Source organism: Streptomyces kronopolitis (assembly GCF_050953795.1).
Taxonomy (GTDB): domain Bacteria; phylum Actinomycetota; class Actinomycetes; order Streptomycetales; family Streptomycetaceae; genus Streptomyces; species Streptomyces kronopolitis_A.
Map to the genome: position 1 here is coordinate 6,731,708 of NZ_CP191850.1, position 19,426 is coordinate 6,751,133.

The following is a 19,426-nucleotide window of genomic DNA, read 5'->3' on the forward strand; positions in this document are numbered from 1 at the left end:
GCGTCGCGGCCGCTCACCGGGGCCGGGGGTGTGCGTGCGGCCGCGCACACCCCCGCCCGGAAGGCCGGATCCGCCACCTCCCAGGGGCCGTTGCTCCCCGGAGCGCCCCCGGTCGCCGGCTACTTGCCGAACAGCGCGGCCGGGAACGCCCCGGCCTCCATGACGGCGGTGGTGAAGCCGGTGGCGAGCTCGGTGAGCCGGGCCACGCCCTCGGCGCCCAGGTGCGCGTACGGTGCCTGGTCCAGCCGGTCCGTCGCGCGCTCCAGGTCCTTGCGCAGCTGCACCCCGGCCCCGGTCAACTCGCCCTCGGCGTCCAGCAGCCCGCGGTCGCGCAGCCGCTCCTGCGCGGCCCGCCAGTCCTCCTCCGACCAGCCACGGGTCGCCATGACGCCCTGGTAGCTCATCCCGCGGCCGCTGGCGGTGTGCGTGACCAGCGCCTCCAGGCCGTCGAGCCCGGCGTCCAGCAGCGCGGACAGATGGCCGTCGCCGCGGTGTTCGCGCAGCAGCGTCGCGGCGTGCCAGTAGGCCAGGTGTGGGGCGTCGGGCACCGGCAGGTCGGCGTGCGCGGCGTACAGCGGCCGGGCCTGCCGGGAGCAGCCCTCGGCGGCGCGCAGCGCAAGCTCCGCGGCCTCGGCCATCTCCGGGGAGGCGACGGCCTCCGGGCCGAGCAGCCGGCGCAGCGCGGCGTCCGCGGCGCGCAGCCGGGCGTCCAGCACCGCCTGCGGCGTGGTGACCGTCCAGACCTGCGGGACGTGCGTGGCGACGAGGTCGTGCTTGAAGTTGTAGAAGGTCGCCGTGACGGTGCCGGGGCCCACCGCGCCCATGGCCGCGCCACGACAGGCGAAGTAGCCGGCGCTGCGGTTCTCGACGCCGGCCTTCGCCAGCTCCTCGCCGAGCTCCGGCGCGAAGTAGTGCGTGGAGTGGAACGGGTTGACGGCGTTGTGGCAGGTACGGCCGGCCTGCTCGGGCAGTGCGCTGGAAGTGGTCATGGAGGCAGGCTACCGACCGGTGGGTATGGAGCAAGAGCCCGGGGGGCCAGAACCGGCCGCACCCTCCGGTTCCGGTCCGGTGGTGGCAGGAAAGGTGGGAAATCCGTCATTGCTGCCGTCCGCCGGGCCGGCCAGGATGGAGGCATGGAACAGCGCGAGGTACTCGTGATCCTCTTCGACGGTGTCCAGGCGCTCGACGTCTGCGGGCCCGTCGAGGTCTTCCACGGGGCGTCCCCGGGAGAGCCGGCCGCCTACCGGATCCGCACCGCCGCACTCGACGCCGCCCCGGTCCGCACCACCAGCGGGCTCACGCTCGTCCCCGACCGCACGCTCGACGAAGCCGGGGTGCCGCACACCCTGCTGGTACCCGGCGGCCAGGGCACCCGCGACCCCGACCCGCGGCTGATCGACTGGCTGCGCCGCAACGCCCCCCGCGCCCGGCGGAAGGTCTCGGTGTGCAGCGGAGCGCTGCTGCTGGCCGAGGCCGGGCTGCTGGACGGCCGCCGCGCGACCACCCACTGGATGCTCTGCGACACCCTCGCCCGCCGGTACCCCGCCGTGCACGTCGAACCGGAGCCGATCTACGTACGGGACGGCGACGTGGCCACCTCCGCCGGCGTGACGGCGGGCATCGACCTCGCGCTGGCACTGGTGGAGGAGGACCTCGGCCGGGACCTCGCGCTGGCCGTCGCCCGGCAGCTGGTCGTCTTCCTGCGCCGGCCGGGCAACCAGACCCAGTTCAGCGCCCAGCTCGGCGTCCAGCTCGCCGAGCGGCGGCCGCTGCGCGACCTCCAGCAGTGGATCACCGAGCACCCGGCGGCGGATCTCTCCGTCGAGGCCCTCGCTGACCGCGCGAGCCTGTCCCCGCGGCACTTCGCCCGCGCGTTCCGCGACGAGGTCGGGATGCCGCCGGGGCGCTATGTCGACCGGGTCCGGCTGGAGGCCGCCCGCCGGCGCCTGGAGGACTCCGCCGACGGCATCGCGCAGGTCTCCCGCCACTGCGGCTACGGCACCCCCGAAGCCATGCGCCGAGCCTTCCTCCGCGCCCTGGACACCTCCCCGGCCGAATACCGCCGCCGGTTCCGGCCGTCCGCGCCGCCGGTGGCCGCGGTCTGACCCCCGCCGGCCCCGGGACCCACCGGGCCGGCGCCGCCCCTACCGACAGGACCCCGCCATGCAGCTCGCGATCCTCCTCTTCGACCGGTTCACCTCCCTGGACGCCGTCGGCCCCTACGACACCCTCAGCCGGCTGCCCGGCGCCGAGGCGGTCTTCGTCGGCGAACGCACCGGCCCCTACCGCAACGAGACCGGCTCGCTGGCGCTGGTCGCCGACGCCGCGCTGGAGGAGGTCACCGCGCCGGACATCCTCGTCGTGCCCGGCGGACCGGGGCAGACCGCGCAGATGGCCGACGGCCCGCTGCACGAGTGGATCCGTGCCGTGGACGCCACCACCACCTGGACCACCTCGGTGTGCACCGGCTCGCTGATCCTCGGTGCCGCGGGCCTGCTCAGGGGGCGCCGGGCCACCTCGCACTGGCTCGCGCTGGACCAGCTCCCGGCGCTGGGCGCCGAGCCGACCGGGGAGCGGGTGGTCTTCGACGGCAAGTACGTGACGGCCGCCGGTGTCTCCTCCGGCATCGACATGGGGCTGGCGCTGGCCGGCCGGATCGCCGGGGACGCCGTGGCCCAGATGATCCAGCTCGGCATCGAGTACGACCCGCAGCCGCCCTACGACGCGGGCTCCCCGGACAAGGCCCCGGCCGAGGTCACCGCGGCGCTGCGGGAGCGCAGCCGGTTCCTGCTGGCGGGGGAGGGGTGAGGGTCCCCACCCCGGCCCCGGCCCCCGTCGCTCCCGGCCCGCTCAGCCCGCGGGCCAGGTGAAGCGCGGCGCCCGGCGCTCCAGGAAAGCGGCGGCTCCCTCCGTGATGTCGCCGCTCGCCCGGGCCTGCGCGGCCCAGTGGGCACCGCGCTCCTCGGCCTCGGCCGGCGGCACGTCCCAGGTGCCGTTGGCCAGCTCCTTCGCCGCGGTCTGCGTCAGCAGCGACCGGCTCGCCAGGACGGCCGAGAACTCCGCCACCCGCTTGCCCAGCTCGCCCTCGGCCAGCACCTCGTCCACCAGCCCGGTGCGCAGCGCCCGCGCACAGTCGATCAACTCCCCGGAGAACAGCAGGTACTTGGCGGTCGAGAGCCCGACCAGCCGGACCAGCCGCCGGGTGGCGGACGCCGGATAGGCCACCCCCAGCTTGGCCGGCGTCACCCCGAACTGCGCGCCCTCCTCCGCGAAGCGCAGATCGCAGGCGGCCGCCAACTGGGCGCCGCCGCCCACGCAGTAGCCGCGTATCGCCGCCAGCGTCGGACCGGGGAACGCCGCGAGCGCCTCCTCCGCCGCCACCGCCAGCCCCTGCGACTCACCGGCCGCCTCCCGCAGCGCCCCGATGTCCGCCCCCGCGCAGAACGTCCCGCCCTCCCCGGTCAGCACCAGTGACCGTACGGAGCTGTCGCCCGCCAGCCGCTCCAGCAGCGGCGGCAGCTCCCGCCACATCGCCACCGTCATGGCATTCCGCTTGCCGGTGTTGCTGATCGTGACGGTCGCGGTGCCGTCGCTGACATGCGTCTTCAGAGCGGGTTCCATGCCTGGATGGTAGAGCGCCCGCCGCGGGCCCGGTTGGATAGCATCGGCGGCCTGATGTCAGCCACTCTCGTCGCCAAAGACCTCGCCGCCGGCCACGGCGAGCGCGTCCTGTTCTCCGGTCTCGACCTGGTCATCGCCCCCGGCGATGTGGTCGGCCTCGTCGGCGCCAACGGCGCGGGCAAGTCCACCCTGCTGCGCCTGCTGGCCGGCCTGGACACCCCGGAGGACGGCAAGCTCGCACTCAGCCCGCCCGCCGCCACCGTCGGCCACCTCCCGCAGGAACCCGACCGCCGCCCCGGGGAGACCGTACGGGCCTTCCTCGCCCGGCGCACGGGCGTGGCCGCCGCCCAGCTCGCCCTGGACACCGCCACCGAGGCGCTGGTCGAGGAGCGGCCCGGCGCGGACGACGCCTACGCCACGGCGCTGGAGCGCTGGCTCGCGCTGGGCGCCGCCGACCTCGACGAGCGTGCCGAGGAGACCGCCGCCCAGCTGGGCCTCTCGGTCGGCCTCGACCAGCCGATGACCACGCTCTCCGGCGGCCAGGCCGCCCGCGCCTCCCTGGCCTCGCTCCTGCTCTCCCGCTACGACATCTTCCTGCTCGACGAGCCCACCAACGATCTCGATCTGGACGGCCTGCACCGGCTGGAGTCCTTCGTCACCGGGCTGCGCGCCGGCACCGTCCTGGTCAGCCACGACCGCGAGTTCCTGACCCGCACGGTCAGCCGCGTCGTCGAACTCGACCTCGCCCAGCAGCAGGTCAACACCTACGGCGGCGGTTACGACTCCTACCTGGAGGAGCGCGAGCGGGCCCGGCGGCACGCCCGTGAGCAGTACGAGGAGTACGCCGACACCAGGTCCGCCCTGGAGACCCGCGCGCACACCCAGCGCAACTGGATGGAGAAGGGCGTCAAGAACGCCCGCCGCAAGGCCCCCGACAACGACAAGGTCGGCCGCAACGCCCGGGTCGAGGCCACCGAGAAGCAGGCGGCGAAGGCCAAGCAGACCCAGCGCATGATCGAGCGGCTGGAGGTGGTGGAGGAGCCGCGCAAGGAGTGGGAGCTGCGGATGGAGATCGCCGCCGCACCGCGGGCCGGCGCGGTGGTGGCCACCCTCCGCGGCGCCGGGGTACGGCGCGGCACCTTCCGCTTCGGACCGGTGGACCTCCAGATCGACTGGGCGGACCGGGTCGCCATCACGGGCCCCAACGGCGCCGGCAAGTCCACCCTGCTCGCCGCCCTCCTCGGCCGCTTGCCCCTGGACGAGGGGCACGCCGCGCTGGGCCCCGGCGTGGTCGTCGGCGAGGTCGACCAGGCACGCGGCCAGCTCTTCGGCGACGACGACGGGAGCGACGCGGCGCCGCTGATGGAGGCCTTCCGGGCCCATGTCCCCGAGCTGTCACCGGCCGAGGTCCGCACCCTGCTCGCCAAGTTCGGGCTGAAGGCGGCGCACGTGCTGCGCCCGGCCCGCACGCTGTCACCGGGCGAGCGGACCCGCGCCGCGCTCGCGCTGCTCCAGGGCCGCGGGGTCAACCTCCTCGTCCTCGACGAGCCGACAAACCACCTCGATCTGCCGGCCATCGAACAGCTGGAGTCGGCACTCGCCACGTACCCCGGCACCCTGCTGCTGGTCACCCACGACCGGCGGATGCTCCAGGCGGTGCACACCACCCGCCGGATCGAGGTCGACGCGGGACGGATCACCGACCGCACGGTGTGAGCACGGCCGGGCCGGGGGTCTGCGGGACCCGTGCGGATTATCGATTTGGCCCACCGGCCACCGCCCCGTAGGGTGGTGTGCACCGACGCGGGGTGGAGCAGCTCGGTAGCTCGCTGGGCTCATAACCCAGAGGTCGCAGGTTCAAATCCTGTCCCCGCTACTGCACAGATACAGCCGGTCCGGTGCTCAGGCACCGGACCGGCTGTGCTGTAGGGCCCGGACGGTCCCGTGGGCGGGACGATGCTCCCGGGGAGTTCGCACGCGAAGCGCGCGAGGGACAGCACCGGTCATCGGGTCCGTCGAAACGCTCGGATGTGGCCAAAAGGCGTCGATAGGCGCCGACTTGTGGTCAGCGGCCCGGTCCGGACCAGCGCATTCCCAAGACTCTTCCTGTGAGGATGCCTTCCGGACCCCCCGCAGAGCCCCCCGAAGAGCTGACCTCCCCGTTCGCGTACGAAGGTGTCTGGCGGTTCACCGCCCCGGCACTGGATGCCTCGGTGCCGCAGGCACGGCACGCGGTCCGGGATCTGCTCGCCGAACAGCGTGTGCCCGTGGCCGCCGAGATCATGGACGGCCTGCTGCTCATCGTCTCCGAACTCGTCACCAACGCCGTACGGCACGCGGCCCTGCTCTCGCCGCAGATCGCCGTCCAGCTCACCATCGGCGCCAACTGGCTGCAGATCGCGATCGAGGACAGTCACCCCTACCGCCCCAAGGCTCTTGAGGCGGATCAGGGTGACGTCGGCGGACGCGGACTGTGGCTGGTCAAGTCGCTCACCGCGGAGGCGGGCGGCAAATGCGGGGTGGAGCTCACGGCGAACGGAGGCAAGGCCATCTGGGCCGAGCTTCCGTTCGCCCCGCTCGCTACCAGCCCGCCGCGTGTCCCGTGAGTTCGCGCACCGCCGGGCGCGCCGCGTCCAGCACGGTCATGAACCACGAGGAGAACGGCGCCTCTGCGTGCCGGTCGGCCAGCTCCTGCGGCGTCACGAACGCGATCTCGCCGATCTCCTCCGGGTCCGGCGCCGGTTCGGCCCGCACCAGCCCGACGAACAGGTGGTTGTACTCCTGCTCCACGAGGCCGGAGTCCGGATCGGGGTGGTTGTAGCGCACCGTGCCCGCCTCGGCCAGCAGCGAGGGCGCCAGGCCCAGCTCCTCGGCCGTGCGGCGCGCGGCGGCCGCGAACGGCGCCTCACCGGGATACGGGTGACCGCAGCAGGTGTTGGACCACACACCGGGGGAGTGGTACTTCCCCAGGGCCCGGCGCTGGAGCAGCAGCCGGCCCTTCTCGTCGAAGAGGAAGACCGAGAACGCGCGGTGCAGTTGCCCGGGAGGCTGATGGGCGGCGAGCTTCTCCGCGGTGCCGATCGTCGTACCGTCCTCGTCGACCAGCTCCAGCATGATCGGTTCGGCGGCGCCGCCCGGTGTGCTCACCGCCGGGTCCCCGGCGGTCTGTCCGTTGGCAGGTGTGATCGGCATGCCCATCCTTGTCGTCGGTCTTCGACGCAAGTCTGCCCTAGCCGGGTCCGCATCAGCGGCACAGCGGGTGCGCGGCGCCACGTGCCCGCGCGCCGGAGCGAAAGTGCGCCGGCCGTGAGAGGGGCCACATCCGCCGTCGCGTACGGTGCCCCCGGGACCGCGATCCCGGCCGCCCGGCCGGTGGCGGCGGCGCGCGGCCACCGCCCGCCGGAGAGGGGATGGCACGCACCACACCTGCCCCGGCACAACCCGCCCGCCCCGTGACCAGCCCGCTCATAAGGGGCACCGGGGCGGCCACCGGGGGCGCAGCGCAGTTGTTCATGCGCCGTCCGATCCACCATGATGATCGCGGCAGGCGCAGCCGTCGGTCACTCGATCGGGCGGTGAATGCGCGGTGAACGGCCGCATCCGGCGATCCGATAACCTCTGCCGACGTGCCACCCGGCCCCTCCGGGGGCGAGGTGTGCCACGCCCGCTGCCCGGGTAGTTCGTGTCGAATGCGGAATCGACGGCGGACCGCCCGAGCTGCCTTGTCAGCTTCCAAGGAGTGAGTTCGTCTGTCGACCGCCATCCTCACCGGTCCGCCGGTCGCCGGGTCGCCGCTCGAAGCCGACCTGCGCACGCTGGGCTTTGACGTCCGCACGGCGAACGATCCCGCTGCCGCCGCCGAGCTGCTCGCCGCGGTGCCCGCACAGGAGCGGGTCGCCGTCGTCGACCCCCGCTTCGTCGGACATCTGCACGCCCTGCGGCTGGCGCTGACCGACCCCCGCTTCCCGGCCGCGGCCGTACCGGGCGCGCTCACCGTGCAGCCCGCGGCCCGCGGCGCGCTGGCCCGTGCCGTCGGCCGGATCCCGGCCGGCGCCGGCACCGCCCACCTCACGGACGTCCTCACGGACACGCTCACCGAGAGCCTCGACCGCGACGGCGCCGGCCTGCAACGCGTCGAGCTGGGCAGCTTGGTCGCCACCGTCGCGCTCACTCCCGCCCGGCGTGAGGAGGCACAGGAAGCCGTCGCCGCCGTCGACGACGAGGCGGTCCGGCTGCGCACCGCTGTGAAGTCCCGCGACGGCTTCTTCACCACGCACTGCATCAGCCCGTACTCCCGCTACCTCGCGCGCTGGTGCGCGCGGCGCGGGCTGACCCCCAACCAGGTCACCACCGCGTCCCTGCTCACCGCGCTGATCGCGGCCGGCTGCGCGGCCACCGGAACCCGCGGCGGCTTCGTCGCCGCCGGCCTGCTGCTGCTCTTCTCCTTCGTCCTGGACTGCACCGACGGGCAGCTCGCCCGCTACTCCCTGCAGTACTCGACGATGGGCGCCTGGCTGGACGCCACCTTCGACCGGGCCAAGGAGTACGCGTACTACGCGGGTCTTGCCCTGGGCGCGGCCCGCGGAGGGGATGACGTCTGGGCGCTGGCGCTCGGCGCGATGGTGCTGCAGACCTGCCGCCATGTCGTCGACTTCTCCTTCAACGAGGCGAACCACGACGCAACGGGTGCGGGCGCCAACACGAGCCCGACCGCGGCGCTCTCCGACAAGCTCGACAGCGTCGGCTGGACGGTCTGGGCGCGGCGCATGATCGTGCTGCCGATCGGCGAGCGCTGGGCCATGATCGCGGTGCTCACCGCGGTGACCACCCCGCGCATCGTCTTCTACGCCCTGCTCATCGGCTGCGCCCTGGCCGCCTGCTACACCACGGCGGGCCGGGTGCTGCGCTCGCTGACCCGGCGGGCTCGGCGCACCGACCGCGCAGCCCGGGCACTGGCCGACCTCGCCGACTCCGGACCGCTGGCCGAGCTGATCGCCGCCGGGGCCCGCGGCCGCGGCCGCACCGGTTCCTTCCTGGCGCCCGTCATGGCATTTCTCTCAGCCGCCGTGCTGCTGGTCTGGGTGCTCTTCCAGGACGACCCCGCGTCCTGGCTCACCGTCGGTGTCGCCCTCTGCTCCGCGCTGCTGGCCGGCGCGGCCGTCTCCCGCCCGCTCAAGGGCGCCCTGGACTGGCTGGTGCCGCCCTTCTTCCGGGCCGGTGAATACGTCACGATCCTGGTGCTGGCCGCCCGCGCGGACGTCCCCGGAGCGCTGCCCGCGGCGTACGGGCTGGTCGCGGCGGTCGCCTACCATCACTACGACACCGTCTACCGCATCCGCGGTGGCACCGGGGCTCCGCCGCGGTGGCTGGTGCGGGCAACCGGCGGGCACGAGGGACGCGTCCTTGTGGTCACCGTCCTCGCCGCCGCGCTGTCCCCCCAAGGTTTCACAATCGCGCTCACGGCCCTTGCCGTGGTCCTGGCGCTGCTGGTGCTCGTCGAGAGCATCCGTTTCTGGGTGTCCTCCCAAGCACCCGCCGTACACGATGAAGGAGAACCCGCATGATCGGCCTCGTGCTGGCTGCCGGCGCCGGACGGCGTCTGCGCCCCTACACCGACACCCTGCCCAAGGCTCTGGTGCCGGTCGATGGGGACACGACCATCCTCGACCTGACCCTCGGCAACTTCGCCGAGATCGGCCTGACCGAGGTCGCCATCATCGTCGGCTACCGCAAGGAAGCCGTCTACGAGCGCAAGGCCGCCCTGGAGCAGAAGTACGGCCTCAAGCTCACCCTCATCGACAACGACAAGGCCGAGGAGTGGAACAACGCCTACTCCCTGTGGTGCGGTCGTGACTCCATCAAGCACACGGTGATCCTCGCCAACGGCGACACCGTGCACCCGGTCTCCGTCGAGAAGACCCTGCTCGCCGCCCGCGGCAACGGCCAGAAGATCATCCTTGCCCTCGACACGGTCAAGCAGCTGGCCGACGAGGAGATGAAGGTCGTCGTGGACCCCGCCAAGGGCGTCCAGAAGATCACCAAGCTGATGGACCCGGCCGAGGCCACCGGCGAGTACATCGGTGTCACCCTCATCGAGGGCGAGGCCGCCGAGGAGCTGGCCGACGCCCTGAAGACCACCTTCGAGCGGGACCCCGACCTCTACTACGAGGACGGCTACCAGGAGCTGGTCAACCGCGGCTTCAAGGTGGACGTGGCACCGATCGGCGACGTCAAGTGGGTCGAGATCGACAACCACGACGACCTGGCGAAGGGCCGTGACATCGCATGCCAGTACTGACCCGCCTCATTCCGTCCCCGGTCGTCGTCGACATCAACGCCGGCGCCCTGGACGACCTGGCGGGCCTGCTGGCCGATCAGCGCATCTCCGCGTCCGGCAAGCTCGCCATCGCGATCAGCGGCGGCTCGGGGGCGCGGCTGCGTGAGCGGCTGTCGCCCCAGCTGCCGGGCGCCGAGTGGTACGAGGTCGGCGGCGGCACCCTGGACGACGCGATCAAGCTTGCCGACGCCATGAAGAAGGGGCACTACGACGCGGTCGTGGGCCTGGGCGGCGGCAAGATCATCGACTGTGCCAAGTTCGCCGCGGCGCGCATCGGCCTCCCGCTGGTCGCCGTCGCGACGAACCTGTCGCACGACGGCCTGTGCTCGCCGGTCGCCACCCTCGACAACGACGCGGGCCGCGGCTCCTACGGGGTGCCGAACCCGATCGCCGTGGTGATCGACCTCGACATCATCCGTGAGGCCCCGGTCCGGTTCGTCCGCTCCGGCATCGGCGACGCGATCTCCAACATCTCCGCGGTCGCGGACTGGGAGCTCGCCCACCGCGAGACCGGCGAGGACATCGACGGCCTGGCCGCCGCCATGGCCCGCCAGGCCGGCGAGGCCGTGCTGCGCCACCCCGGAGGCGTCGGCGACGACAACTTCCTCCAGGTGCTGGCCGAGGGCCTGGTCCTGACCGGTATCTCGATGTCGGTCGCCGGCGACAGCCGTCCGGCCTCCGGCGCCTGCCACGAGATCAACCACGCCTTCGACCTCCTCTTCCCCAAGCGCGCCGCGAGCCACGGCGAGCAGTGCGGCCTCGGCGCCGCGTTCGCCACGCATCTGCGCGGGGACAAGGAGACCCGTGACCTGATGGTCGAGGTGCTGCGCCGGCACGGTCTGCCGGTCACGCCGGGTGAGATCGGCTTCAGCGACGAGGAATTCGTCCAGGTCGTCGCGTACGCACCCAAGACCCGCCCCGGGCGCTACACCATCCTGGAGCACCTCGACCTGTCCACCGACCAGATCAGGGACGCTTACGCCGACTATGCAGAAGCCATCGGTAGCTGAGCTCCGCCCGGTCGTTCACCCTCCGGGGGTGAAGGACCGGCGGAGCGGCGAGCACTGGGCCGGCCGGCTCTACATGCGCGAGCTCTCGCTGCGCATCGACCGCCACCTGGTGAACACGCGGATCACGCCCAACCAGCTGACCTACGTGATGACCGTCGCCGGCGTCCTCGCCGCCCCGGCCCTCCTGGTGCCGGGGATCACGGGGGCCCTGCTCGGCGTGCTGATGGTCCAGCTCTACCTGCTGCTCGACTGTGTCGACGGCGAGGTCGCCCGCTGGAAGAAGCAGTTCTCGCTGGGCGGTGTGTACCTGGACCGGGTCGGCGCCTACCTGTGCGACGCCGCGGTGCTGGTCGGCTTCGGCCTGCGCGCCGCCGACCTGTGGGGTTCGGGGCGGATCGACTGGCTGTGGGCCTTCCTCGGCACGCTCGCCGCGCTCGGCGCCATCCTGATCAAGGCCGAGACCGACCTCGTCGGTGTGGCCCGTCATCAGGGCGGTCTGCCGCCGGTCAAGGAGACGGCGTCCGAGCCGCGCTCGTCCGGCATGGCGCTGGCCCGCAAGGCGGCCGCGGCGCTGAAGTTCCACCGCCTCGTCCTCGGCGTCGAGGCCTCCCTGCTGATCCTGGCTCTGGCGGTCCTGGACTCGGTGCGGGGCGACCTGTTCTTCTCCCGGCTCGGGGTCGCCGTACTGGCCGGCATCGCGCTCCTGCAGACGCTGCTGCACCTGGTGTCCATCCTGGCGTCGAGCAGGCTGAAGTGAGGAGCACGATGAAGGTCGGCGCGGTCATCATCACGATGGGCAACCGCCCCGAGGAGCTGCGCGCGCTCCTGGACTCGGTCGCCAAGCAGGACGGCGACCGGGTCGAGGTCGCGGTGGTCGGCAACGGTTCGCCGCTGCCCGAGCTGCCCGAGGGCATACGGACGGTCGAGCTGCCGGAGAACGTCGGCATCCCGGCCGGCCGCAATGCCGGTATCGAGGCGTTCGGGCCCGGCGGCCGCGACGTCGAGGTGCTGCTCTTCCTCGACGACGACGGGCTGCTCGCCCACGAGGACACCGCCGAGCTGTGCCGCCAGGCCTTCGCCGCGGACCCCCGGCTGGGCATCATCAGCTTCCGGATCGCCGACCCGGACACCGGCGAGACCCAGCGCCGGCACGTCCCGCGGCTGCGCGCCGCCGACCCGATGCGCTCGTCGCGGGTGACCACCTTCCTCGGCGGCGCGAACGCGGTCCGCACGGCGGTCTTCGCGGAGGTCGGCGGGCTGCCCGACGACTTCTTCTACGCCCACGAGGAGACGGACCTGGCCTGGCGGGCGCTGGACGCGGGCTGGCAGATCGACTACCGGTCGGACATGGTCCTCTTCCACCCGACGACGGCCCCGGCCCGGCACGCGGTCTACCACCGCATGGTGGCCCGCAACCGCGTCTGGCTGGCCCGCCGCAACCTCCCCGCCCCGCTGGTGCCGGTCTACCTCGGCGTCTGGCTCCTGCTCACCCTGGCCCGCCGGCCGTCGCGGCCGGCGCTGCGGGCCTGGCTGGGCGGCTTCAAGGAGGGCTGGGCCTCGCCGTGCGGTCCCAGGCGCCCCATGAAGTGGGCTACCGTTTGGCGACTGACCCGACTGGGCCGCCCTCCCGTCATCTGACAAGCTCGTATCCGTGAGCATCAGGCGCGAGCCGGGGCGTGGCCCCGGCAGCGCACCTTGAGGACGAAAGTGTCAACTGTGAGCGAGACCACGCACGACAGTGCGGTCGCCATGAGTGCCCCGTCATCTTCCGACGAGGGGCTCACCCCTGCCCAGCGGGCCCAGAAGTACGAGCTCTCGCAGAGCGGCGCCCGTCCCGGCCTGCTGGAGTACATCGGGCAGCTGTGGCACCGCCGGCATTTCATCTCCGCGTTCGCCAGCGCCAAGCTGACGGCGCAGTACAGCCAGGCCAAGCTGGGCCAGGTCTGGCAGGTGGCGACGCCGCTGCTCAACGCGGCCGTCTACTACTTGATCTTCGGTGTGCTGATCGGCACCAGCCGGGGTGTCCCCAATTACATCCCCTTCCTGGTGACCGGCGTCTTCATCTTCACCTTCACCCAGAGCTCGGTGATGGCCGGCACCCGGGCGATCTCCGGCAGCCTGGGCCTGGTGCGGGCGCTGCACTTCCCGCGGGCCTGTCTGCCGATCTCGTTCTGCCTGATGCAGTTGCAGCAGCTGCTGTTCTCCATGGGCGTGCTGGTGATCATCCTGCTCAGCTTCGGGCAGGTGCCGACGTGGTCGTGGCTACTGGTGCTCCCGGCCCTGACGCTGCAGTTCGTCTTCAACACGGGCCTGGCGATGGTGATGGCGCGGCTGGGGGCGAAGACGCCGGACCTGGCGCAGCTGATGCCCTTCATCATGCGGACCTGGATGTACGCCTCCGGCGTCATGTTCAGCATGAGCGTGATCCTTCAGGGCAAGGACGTCCCGAAGTTCGTGGAGGTCATCCTCAACGCGAATCCGGCCGTCGTCTACATCGACCTGATGCGGTTCGCGCTGATCGACACCTTCAAGGCGAGCCAGCTGCCGCCGCATGTGTGGGCGCTCGCCGGCGGCTGGGCGCTGCTGATGGGCGTCGTGGGCTTTGTGTATTTCTGGAAGGCTGAGGAGCGGTACGGACGTGGCTGAGCAGACGAACGGCGTCCAGCCGACCGAGGCGGCACAGGAGCGGGTCCCCACCGTGATCGCGGACGATCTGCACATCGTCTACCGGGTCTACGGCACGGGCGCGGGCAAGGGCAGCGCCACCGCGGCGCTCAACCGCATCATCCGCCGCAAGCCCTCCAACGGCGTGCGGGAGGTGCACGCCGTCAAGGGCGTGTCCTTCACCGCCTACCGCGGCGAGTCGATCGGCCTGATCGGCTCCAACGGCTCGGGCAAGTCCACCCTGCTCAAGGCCGTCGCCGGCCTGCTGCCCGCCGAGCGCGGCAAGGTCTACACCCACGGCCAGCCCTCCCTGCTGGGCGTCAACGCCGCCCTGATGAACGACCTGACCGGCGAGAAGAACGTCCTGCTCGGCGGCCTGGCCATGGGCATGTCCCGCGAACAGGTCCGCGAACGCTACGACGGCATCGTCGACTTCTCCGGCATCAACGAGAAGGGCGACTTCATCTCCCTGCCGATGCGCACCTACTCCTCCGGCATGGCCGCCCGCCTGCGGTTCTCCATCGCCGCCGCCAAGGACCACGACGTGCTGATGATCGACGAGGCCCTGGCCACCGGCGACCGCAGCTTCCAAAAGCGCTCCGAGGCCCGCATCCGCGAACTGCGCAAGGAAGCCGGCACCGTCTTCCTCGTCAGCCACAACAACAAGTCCATCCGCGACACCTGCGACCGCGTCCTGTGGCTGGAGCGCGGCGAACTGCTCATGGACGGCCCCACCGACGAGGTCATCAAGGCGTACGAGAAGGAAACGGGCAAGTAGCCCCCGTTCCGCACCCGAAGGCCTCCGCGAGTCCGCCTCGCGGAGGCCTTCGGATGTGAAGGAATCGTCAACTCTCCGGTCATCGGGAACAGTTCGGATGGCCGGAAAGTTGACCGGAAGAGGGGTGGAGCCCCGGGTACCCCCTCGGAGGCGGGCGAGACGTACGGCGTAAGCTGTACGGGTACTGAACAGCATCAAGTGGTACATGTCGGGCAATGCTCACCCGAGCGGGCGATATGGACTCGATCGGGCGCGTCGCCTGCTGCGGCGTGTCCGAAATAGGATGTTTTAGCTTGGCGGTGTAGAACGGGAGACGTGACGGCAATGGCTACTGGTTCGCTCCGGCACCGAAATGCGCCGGGCAGCCCCCGGTGAGCCGAGACAACGAGCAGGCGCGTCGCGCCTTCCCCCGAATGGGGGCGGCGGGCGACGGACGGGAGCAGACGCGCACCGTGCTCGATCAGGCCGCACACGAGAATTTCCCGGTCGCGCCGTTCTTCCTCCCCCGTGTCTGGCGGGCCGACCTGATGGCCGTCTACGGCTTCGCCCGGCTCGTCGACGACATCGGTGACGGCGATCTCGCACCCGGTGGCGGGGACGCCGTGCTCCTCGGGCTCGACCGCGCGCAGGCCGGGGACCGCGCCGCGCTGCTGACGGCCCTGGAGGCGGACCTGCACCGTGTCTTCAGCAGCCGCGCCCCGGGCCCCAGCCACCCCCTCATGCGCCGGCTCGGCCCGACCGTCCGCCGCTGCGGTCTGACCCCCGAGCCGTTCCTCGACCTGATCGCGGCCAACCGGCAGGACCAGCGGGTCAGCCGCTACGGCACCTACGACGATCTGGCCGCCTACTGCGAGCTGTCCGCCAACCCCGTCGGCCGGCTCGTCCTCGGCATCACCGGCACCGCGAGCCCCGAGCGCATCCGCCGCTCGGACGCCGTCTGCACCGCGCTCCAGATCGTCGAACACCTCCAGGACGTGGCCGAGGACCTCGGGCGCGACCGCATCTACCTCCCCGCCGAGGACATGAAACGCTTCGGCGTCACCGAGTCCGATCTGGCCGCGCCCAGCGGGGGCGCATCGGTGCGCGCGCTGATCGCCTACGAGGCGGAACGCGCCCGTGACCTGCTGCGTGAAGGCACCCCGCTGGTGGGTAGCGTCCACGGCAGACTCAAGCTGTTGCTGGCCGGTTTCGTGGCCGGCGGCCGTGCCGCGCTCCAGGCGGTCGCGGCCGCCGATCATGACGTACTCCCTGGACCGCCCAAGCCGACCAAGCTCAGCCTGCTGCGCGAGGTAGCGGCGACATTGCGAAGAGAGGGGTGAGTCGGACCGTGGAGGACACTGCACACGCGTCCGCGCCGGTGCTCGCTGCGTACCGCTACTGCGAGGCCATCACCGGGCAGCAGGCACGGAACTTCGCCTATGGCATCCGGCTGCTGCCGACCGACAAGCGACAGGCCATGTCGGCGCTCTACGCCTTCTCCCGCCGGATCGACGACATCGGTGACGGCACCCTGGAGCCCGCCGCCAAGCAGGGGCGCCTGGAGGACACCCGGGCGCTGCTGGACCGCGTCAAGGACGGCCGGATCGACGACGACGACACCGACCCGGTGGCCGTCGCGCTCGCCGACGCAGCCCGCCGCTTTCCGCTGCCCCTGGACGGTCTCGACGAGCTGATCGACGGCGTGCTGATGGACGTGCGCGGCGAGACCTACGAGACGTGGGACGAGCTGAAGGTCTACTGCCGTTGTGTGGCCGGTGCGATCGGCCGGCTCTCGCTCGGCGTGTTCGGCACGGTGCCGGGCGCGCAGGACACCGAGCGCGCCCCGGAGTACGCCGACACGCTCGGCCTCGCCCTGCAACTGACCAACATTCTCCGGGACGTTCGCGAGGACGCCGGCAACGGCCGCACCTACCTCCCCGCCGAGGACCTCGCCAAGTTCGGCTGCGTGGACGGCTTCGACCGCCCCGTGCCGCCGCCCGGCTCCGACTTCACCGGCCTGGTGCACTTCGAGGTCAACCGCGCCCGGGCGCTGTTCGCCGAGGGCTTCCAGCTGCTGCCGATGCTCGACCGGCGCAGCGGCGCCTGCGTGGCCGCGATGGCCGGCATCTACCACCGCCTGCTGTCCCGGATCGCCGCCGACCCCGGCGCTGTGCTGCGCGGCCGGGTCTCGCTGCCCGGCCGGGAGAAGGCGTTCGTCGCGGTGCGCGGGCTGTCCGGGCTCGACGCGCGGGCGATCGGCCGGCGGCAGTCCGTCAGGAGGCGCGGATGATGCGCCGGACGGCGAAGGACGGCGGTGACCCCGCGTCAGCGCGGCGGGCAACCCTCCCCGGGGTGGCTGCGTCCCTGACAGCAGTACGGGGGGAGAGCACATGACACCGGGAGCCACACGGCTCGGTCACGACTCCGCGCTGCCGTCCGGCCGTCCACAGGGGGCGGCCGCGGTGGTCATCGGCGGTGGTCTCGCGGGCACGACCGCGGCGCTCGCGCTGGCCGACGCCGGGATGCGGGTGACCCTGATCGAGGGCCGGCCCCGGCTCGGCGGGCTGGTCTTCTCCTTCCGGCGCGAGTCCGCGGCCGGCGAGCTGAGCGTCGACAACGGCCAGCACGTCTACCTGCGCTGCTGCACCGCCTACCGCACCCTCCTGGAGCGGATCGGCGCCACGGACCTGGTGCCCCTCCAGGAGCGCATGGACGTACCGGTCCTGGACCCCGCCGGCGGCGGCCGCGCCGGGATGCGGCTGGGCCGGCTGCGCCGCACCGCCCTGCCCGTCCCCCTGCACCTCGCCGGCAGCCTGGCCGGCTATCCGCATCTGTCCCCCGCCGAGCGGGCCCGCGTCGTCCGCGCCACCCTCGCGCTCAAGGGGCTCGACCCGGCCGACCCCGCGCTGGACGGGATCGACTTCGGCAGCTGGCTGCGCCGCCACGGCCAGTCGGACCGGGCCGTCGAGGCGCTGTGGGACCTGGTCGGCATCGCCACCCTCAACGCCCGTGCCGAGGACGCCTCGATGGGCCTGGCCGCCAAGGTCTTCCGGACCGGGCTGCTCTCCGCGCCGGGCGCCGCCGACATCGGCTGGTCCCGCGTCCCGCTCGGCGACGTCCATGACACCCTCGCCCGCACCGCGCTGGAGAAGGCCGGGGTGCGCCTGGCCCTGCGTACCCGCGCCGGGGCCGTCACACCCAGCGGGGACGGCTGGCAGGTCGCGGTGGAGAACGGCCCGCACGGCGGCGAGCGGCTGACCGCCGACACCGTCGTCCTCGCCGTACCGCAGCGCGAGGCCCACGGCCTGCTGCCCGACGGGGCGCTGGAGGGCAAGGACCGGCTGCTGGAGATCGGCACCGCGCCGATCCTCAACCTCCATGTCGTCTACGACCGCAAGGTGCTGCGCCGCCCCTTCTTCGCCGCGATCGGCTCCCCGGTCCAGTGGGTCTTCGACCGTACCGACGCCTCGGGGCTCACCCGCGTGCCCGGCAACGAGCGCTGCCAGTATCTGGCGGTCTCGCAGTCCGCCGCGCAGGAGGAGATCGACGAGCCGGTCGCCAAGCTCCGCGCCCGTTACCTGCCGGAGCTGGAGCGGCTGCTGCCCGCCGCCCGGGGCGCCAGGGTCCACGACTTCTTCGTCACCCGCGAGCGCACCGCGACCTTCGCGCCCGCACCGGGCGTCGGCAGGCTCCGCCCCGCCGCCCGCACCCAAGCTCCCGGCCTGTTCCTGGCCGGCGCGTGGACCGCCACCGGGTGGCCCGCGACCATGGAAAGCGCTGTTCGCAGCGGCACTGCCGCCGCTCGCGAGGCACTCACAGAACTCGGCTTCCCCCAGGGCCAGTTGCCTCAGGAGGCGGCATGACCACGAGTACGAGCGCTCCCACGAGCACGAGCATCGGAAACAGAGGAGAAACCGTGAATCCGGCTTCCCCAGCTATCGACACCGAGAGCGTCACCGCGCTGCTGGAGCGCGGGCGGACACTCGCCACTCCCGTGCTGCGTGCTGCCGTGGGCCGGCTCGCTCCTCCCATGGACACCGTCGCCGCGTACCACTTCGGCTGGATCGACGCGGAGGGGCACCCCACCGCGGGCGACAGCGGCAAGGCGGTACGGCCCGCGCTCGCCCTGCTGTCGGCCGAGGCCGCGGGTGCGGCCCCCGAGGTCGGCATCCCCGGCGCGGTCGCCGTCGAGCTGGTGCACAACTTCTCGCTGCTGCACGACGACCTCATGGACGGCGACGAGCAGCGCCGGCACCGCGACACCGTCTGGAAGGTGCACGGCCCGGCGCAGGCCATCCTGGTCGGCGACGCGCTGTTCGCCCTGGCCAACGAAATACTGCTGGAGCTCGGCACGGTCGACGCCGGCCGCGCCACCCGCCGCCTGACCCAGGCCTCCCGCAAGCTGATCGACGGCCAGGCCCAGGACATCTCCTACGAGCACCGCGAGCGGGTCACCGTCGAGGAGTGCCTGGAGATGGAGGGCAACAAGACCGGCGCGCTGCTGGCCTGCGCCGTCTCCATCGGCGCGGTGCTCGGTGGCGCCGACGACCGCATGGCGGACACCCTGGAGCGGTACGGCTACCACCTCGGCCTCGCCTTCCAGGCCGTCGACGACCTGCTCGGTATCTGGGGCGACCCGGACGCCACCGGCAAGCAGACCTGGAGCGACCTGCGCCAGCGCAAGAAGTCGCTGCCGGTCGTCGCGGCCCTGGCCGCCGGCGGCGAGGCCTCCGAGCGGCTGGCCCGGATCCTGGCCGCGGACGCCAAGAAGAGCGAGAGCGAGATCGCCGACTTCACCGAGGAGGAGTTCGCCTCCCGCGCGGCCCTCATCGAGGAGGCCGGCGGCCGTGAGTGGACCTCCCAGGAGGCCCGCCGCCAGCACACCACCGCCATCGCCGCGCTCGACGAGGTCGAGATGCCGCAGAAGGTCCGTGCCGAGCTGGTCGCGCTCGCCGACTTCGTCGTCGTGCGGCAGAGATGAGCGCCCTGGACACCGCATAGTTCGCAGTCGCCGGCCGGCGCCAGCCGGGCGCCGGC

The 19,426-nt window shown here is 72.5% G+C and carries 18 protein-coding genes and 1 tRNA gene; 16 read left to right on the forward strand and 3 right to left on the reverse strand.

Features of this window, described 5'->3' with window-relative positions; all coding sequences use genetic code 11:
- Window positions 1-119: 119 nt before the first annotated feature.
- Window positions 120-989, reverse strand: coding sequence for an SCO6745 family protein (locus ACQP17_RS29685; RefSeq protein WP_433859034.1), 870 nt, complete (start codon window positions 987-989; stop codon window positions 120-122).
- Window positions 990-1,133: 144 nt separating this feature from the next.
- Here ACQP17_RS29685 and ACQP17_RS29690 point away from each other — a divergent pair, with 144 nt between their 5' ends.
- Window positions 1,134-2,105, forward strand: a complete 972-nt coding sequence (locus ACQP17_RS29690) for a GlxA family transcriptional regulator (RefSeq protein ID WP_433859035.1) — start codon at window positions 1,134-1,136, stop codon at window positions 2,103-2,105.
- Between the two features lie 58 nt (window positions 2,106-2,163).
- Window positions 2,164-2,808: a DJ-1/PfpI family protein gene (locus ACQP17_RS29695; protein WP_433859036.1), complete on the forward strand. Its 645-nt coding sequence runs from the start codon at window positions 2,164-2,166 to the stop codon at window positions 2,806-2,808.
- Between the two features lie 42 nt (window positions 2,809-2,850).
- Here ACQP17_RS29695 and ACQP17_RS29700 read toward each other — a convergent pair whose 3' ends face one another.
- On the reverse strand, window positions 2,851-3,621 hold the full coding sequence (locus ACQP17_RS29700) for an enoyl-CoA hydratase/isomerase family protein (RefSeq protein ID WP_433859037.1): 771 nt from the start codon (window positions 3,619-3,621) through the stop codon (window positions 2,851-2,853).
- A 54-nt stretch (window positions 3,622-3,675) separates the two neighbouring features.
- Between ACQP17_RS29700 and ACQP17_RS29705 the strand changes: the two genes are divergently transcribed.
- The 3 genes from ACQP17_RS29705 (at window position 3,676) to ACQP17_RS29715 (ending at window position 6,227) form a co-directional block, all read left to right on the forward strand.
- Complete coding sequence (locus tag ACQP17_RS29705) at window positions 3,676-5,337, forward strand: ABC-F family ATP-binding cassette domain-containing protein (RefSeq protein ID WP_433859038.1); 1,662 nt, start codon at window positions 3,676-3,678, stop codon at window positions 5,335-5,337.
- Window positions 5,338-5,423: 86 nt separating this feature from the next.
- A tRNA-Met gene (locus tag ACQP17_RS29710) sits at window positions 5,424-5,497 on the forward strand.
- A 238-nt stretch (window positions 5,498-5,735) separates the two neighbouring features.
- Window positions 5,736-6,227, forward strand: a complete 492-nt coding sequence (locus tag ACQP17_RS29715) for an ATP-binding protein (protein WP_433859039.1) — start codon at window positions 5,736-5,738, stop codon at window positions 6,225-6,227.
- Here the strand turns inward: ACQP17_RS29715 and idi are convergent.
- Complete coding sequence (gene idi / locus ACQP17_RS29720) at window positions 6,202-6,813, reverse strand: isopentenyl-diphosphate Delta-isomerase (RefSeq protein WP_433859040.1); 612 nt, start codon at window positions 6,811-6,813, stop codon at window positions 6,202-6,204. The two genes, ACQP17_RS29715 and idi, sit on opposite strands and share 26 nt — an antisense overlap.
- A gap of 557 nt (window positions 6,814-7,370) precedes the next feature.
- Here idi and ACQP17_RS29725 point away from each other — a divergent pair.
- The 11 genes from ACQP17_RS29725 to ACQP17_RS29775 all read left to right on the forward strand — a co-directional run bounded on the left by ACQP17_RS29725 (window position 7,371) and on the right by ACQP17_RS29775 (window position 19,370).
- Complete coding sequence (locus ACQP17_RS29725) at window positions 7,371-9,185, forward strand: DUF5941 domain-containing protein (protein ID WP_433860040.1); 1,815 nt, start codon at window positions 7,371-7,373, stop codon at window positions 9,183-9,185.
- Complete coding sequence (locus ACQP17_RS29730) at window positions 9,182-9,919, forward strand: sugar phosphate nucleotidyltransferase (protein WP_189097795.1); 738 nt, start codon at window positions 9,182-9,184, stop codon at window positions 9,917-9,919. Before ACQP17_RS29725 ends, ACQP17_RS29730 begins: the two co-directional genes overlap by 4 nt.
- A complete protein-coding gene (locus ACQP17_RS29735) occupies window positions 9,907-10,968 on the forward strand; it encodes an iron-containing alcohol dehydrogenase family protein (protein ID WP_433859041.1) in 1,062 nt (353 codons plus the stop codon). Before ACQP17_RS29730 ends, ACQP17_RS29735 begins: the two co-directional genes overlap by 13 nt.
- Window positions 10,946-11,725, forward strand: coding sequence for a CDP-alcohol phosphatidyltransferase family protein (locus ACQP17_RS29740; RefSeq protein ID WP_433859042.1), 780 nt, complete (start codon window positions 10,946-10,948; stop codon window positions 11,723-11,725). Before ACQP17_RS29735 ends, ACQP17_RS29740 begins: the two co-directional genes overlap by 23 nt.
- 8 nt (window positions 11,726-11,733) lie before the next feature.
- Entirely contained in the window at window positions 11,734-12,606 is an 873-nt protein-coding gene (locus ACQP17_RS29745) for a glycosyltransferase family 2 protein (protein ID WP_433860041.1), read from the forward strand.
- Between the two features lie 78 nt (window positions 12,607-12,684).
- Complete coding sequence (locus tag ACQP17_RS29750; protein WP_433859043.1) at window positions 12,685-13,614, forward strand: ABC transporter permease; 930 nt, start codon at window positions 12,685-12,687, stop codon at window positions 13,612-13,614.
- Window positions 13,607-14,410, forward strand: a complete 804-nt coding sequence (locus ACQP17_RS29755) for an ABC transporter ATP-binding protein (protein ID WP_433859044.1) — start codon at window positions 13,607-13,609, stop codon at window positions 14,408-14,410. The genes ACQP17_RS29750 and ACQP17_RS29755 overlap by 8 nt, the downstream gene beginning before the upstream one ends.
- A gap of 413 nt (window positions 14,411-14,823) precedes the next feature.
- Window positions 14,824-15,729, forward strand: a complete 906-nt coding sequence (hpnC, locus tag ACQP17_RS29760) for a squalene synthase HpnC (protein ID WP_433860042.1) — start codon at window positions 14,824-14,826, stop codon at window positions 15,727-15,729.
- Window positions 15,726-16,679: a presqualene diphosphate synthase HpnD gene (hpnD, locus tag ACQP17_RS29765; RefSeq protein ID WP_433859045.1), complete on the forward strand. Its 954-nt coding sequence runs from the start codon at window positions 15,726-15,728 to the stop codon at window positions 16,677-16,679. The genes hpnC and hpnD overlap by 4 nt, the downstream gene beginning before the upstream one ends.
- Before the next feature lie 100 nt (window positions 16,680-16,779).
- Window positions 16,780-18,252 carry a hydroxysqualene dehydroxylase HpnE gene (hpnE, locus tag ACQP17_RS29770; RefSeq protein ID WP_433859046.1) on the forward strand — a complete coding sequence of 491 codons (1,473 nt, stop codon included), beginning with the start codon at window positions 16,780-16,782 and terminating at the stop codon, window positions 18,250-18,252.
- Between the two features lie 53 nt (window positions 18,253-18,305).
- Entirely contained in the window at window positions 18,306-19,370 is a 1,065-nt protein-coding gene (locus tag ACQP17_RS29775) for a polyprenyl synthetase family protein (RefSeq protein WP_364875770.1), read from the forward strand.
- The last annotated feature ends 56 nt before the right edge of the window (window positions 19,371-19,426 follow it).

Bases quoted from the DNA above. Each gene is read 5' to 3' on its own strand.
- ACQP17_RS29685 (WP_433859034.1), bottom strand. From the start codon at position 989: ATGACCACTTCCAGCGCACTGCCCGAGCAGGCCGGCCGTACCTGCCAC.
- ACQP17_RS29690 (WP_433859035.1), top strand. From the start codon at position 1,134: ATGGAACAGCGCGAGGTACTCGTGATCCTCTTCGACGGTGTCCAGGCG.
- ACQP17_RS29695 (WP_433859036.1), top strand. From the start codon at position 2,164: ATGCAGCTCGCGATCCTCCTCTTCGACCGGTTCACCTCCCTGGACGCC.
- ACQP17_RS29700 (WP_433859037.1), bottom strand. From the start codon at position 3,621: ATGGAACCCGCTCTGAAGACGCATGTCAGCGACGGCACCGCGACCGTC.
- ACQP17_RS29705 (WP_433859038.1), top strand. From the start codon at position 3,676: ATGTCAGCCACTCTCGTCGCCAAAGACCTCGCCGCCGGCCACGGCGAG.
- ACQP17_RS29715 (WP_433859039.1), top strand. From the start codon at position 5,736: ATGCCTTCCGGACCCCCCGCAGAGCCCCCCGAAGAGCTGACCTCCCCG.
- idi (WP_433859040.1), bottom strand. From the start codon at position 6,813: ATGCCGATCACACCTGCCAACGGACAGACCGCCGGGGACCCGGCGGTG.
- ACQP17_RS29730 (WP_189097795.1), top strand. From the start codon at position 9,182: ATGATCGGCCTCGTGCTGGCTGCCGGCGCCGGACGGCGTCTGCGCCCC.
- ACQP17_RS29735 (WP_433859041.1), top strand. From the start codon at position 9,907: ATGCCAGTACTGACCCGCCTCATTCCGTCCCCGGTCGTCGTCGACATC.
- ACQP17_RS29740 (WP_433859042.1), top strand. From the start codon at position 10,946: ATGCAGAAGCCATCGGTAGCTGAGCTCCGCCCGGTCGTTCACCCTCCG.
- ACQP17_RS29745 (WP_433860041.1), top strand. From the start codon at position 11,734: ATGAAGGTCGGCGCGGTCATCATCACGATGGGCAACCGCCCCGAGGAG.
- hpnC (WP_433860042.1), top strand. From the start codon at position 14,824: ATGGGGGCGGCGGGCGACGGACGGGAGCAGACGCGCACCGTGCTCGAT.
- hpnE (WP_433859046.1), top strand. From the start codon at position 16,780: ATGACACCGGGAGCCACACGGCTCGGTCACGACTCCGCGCTGCCGTCC.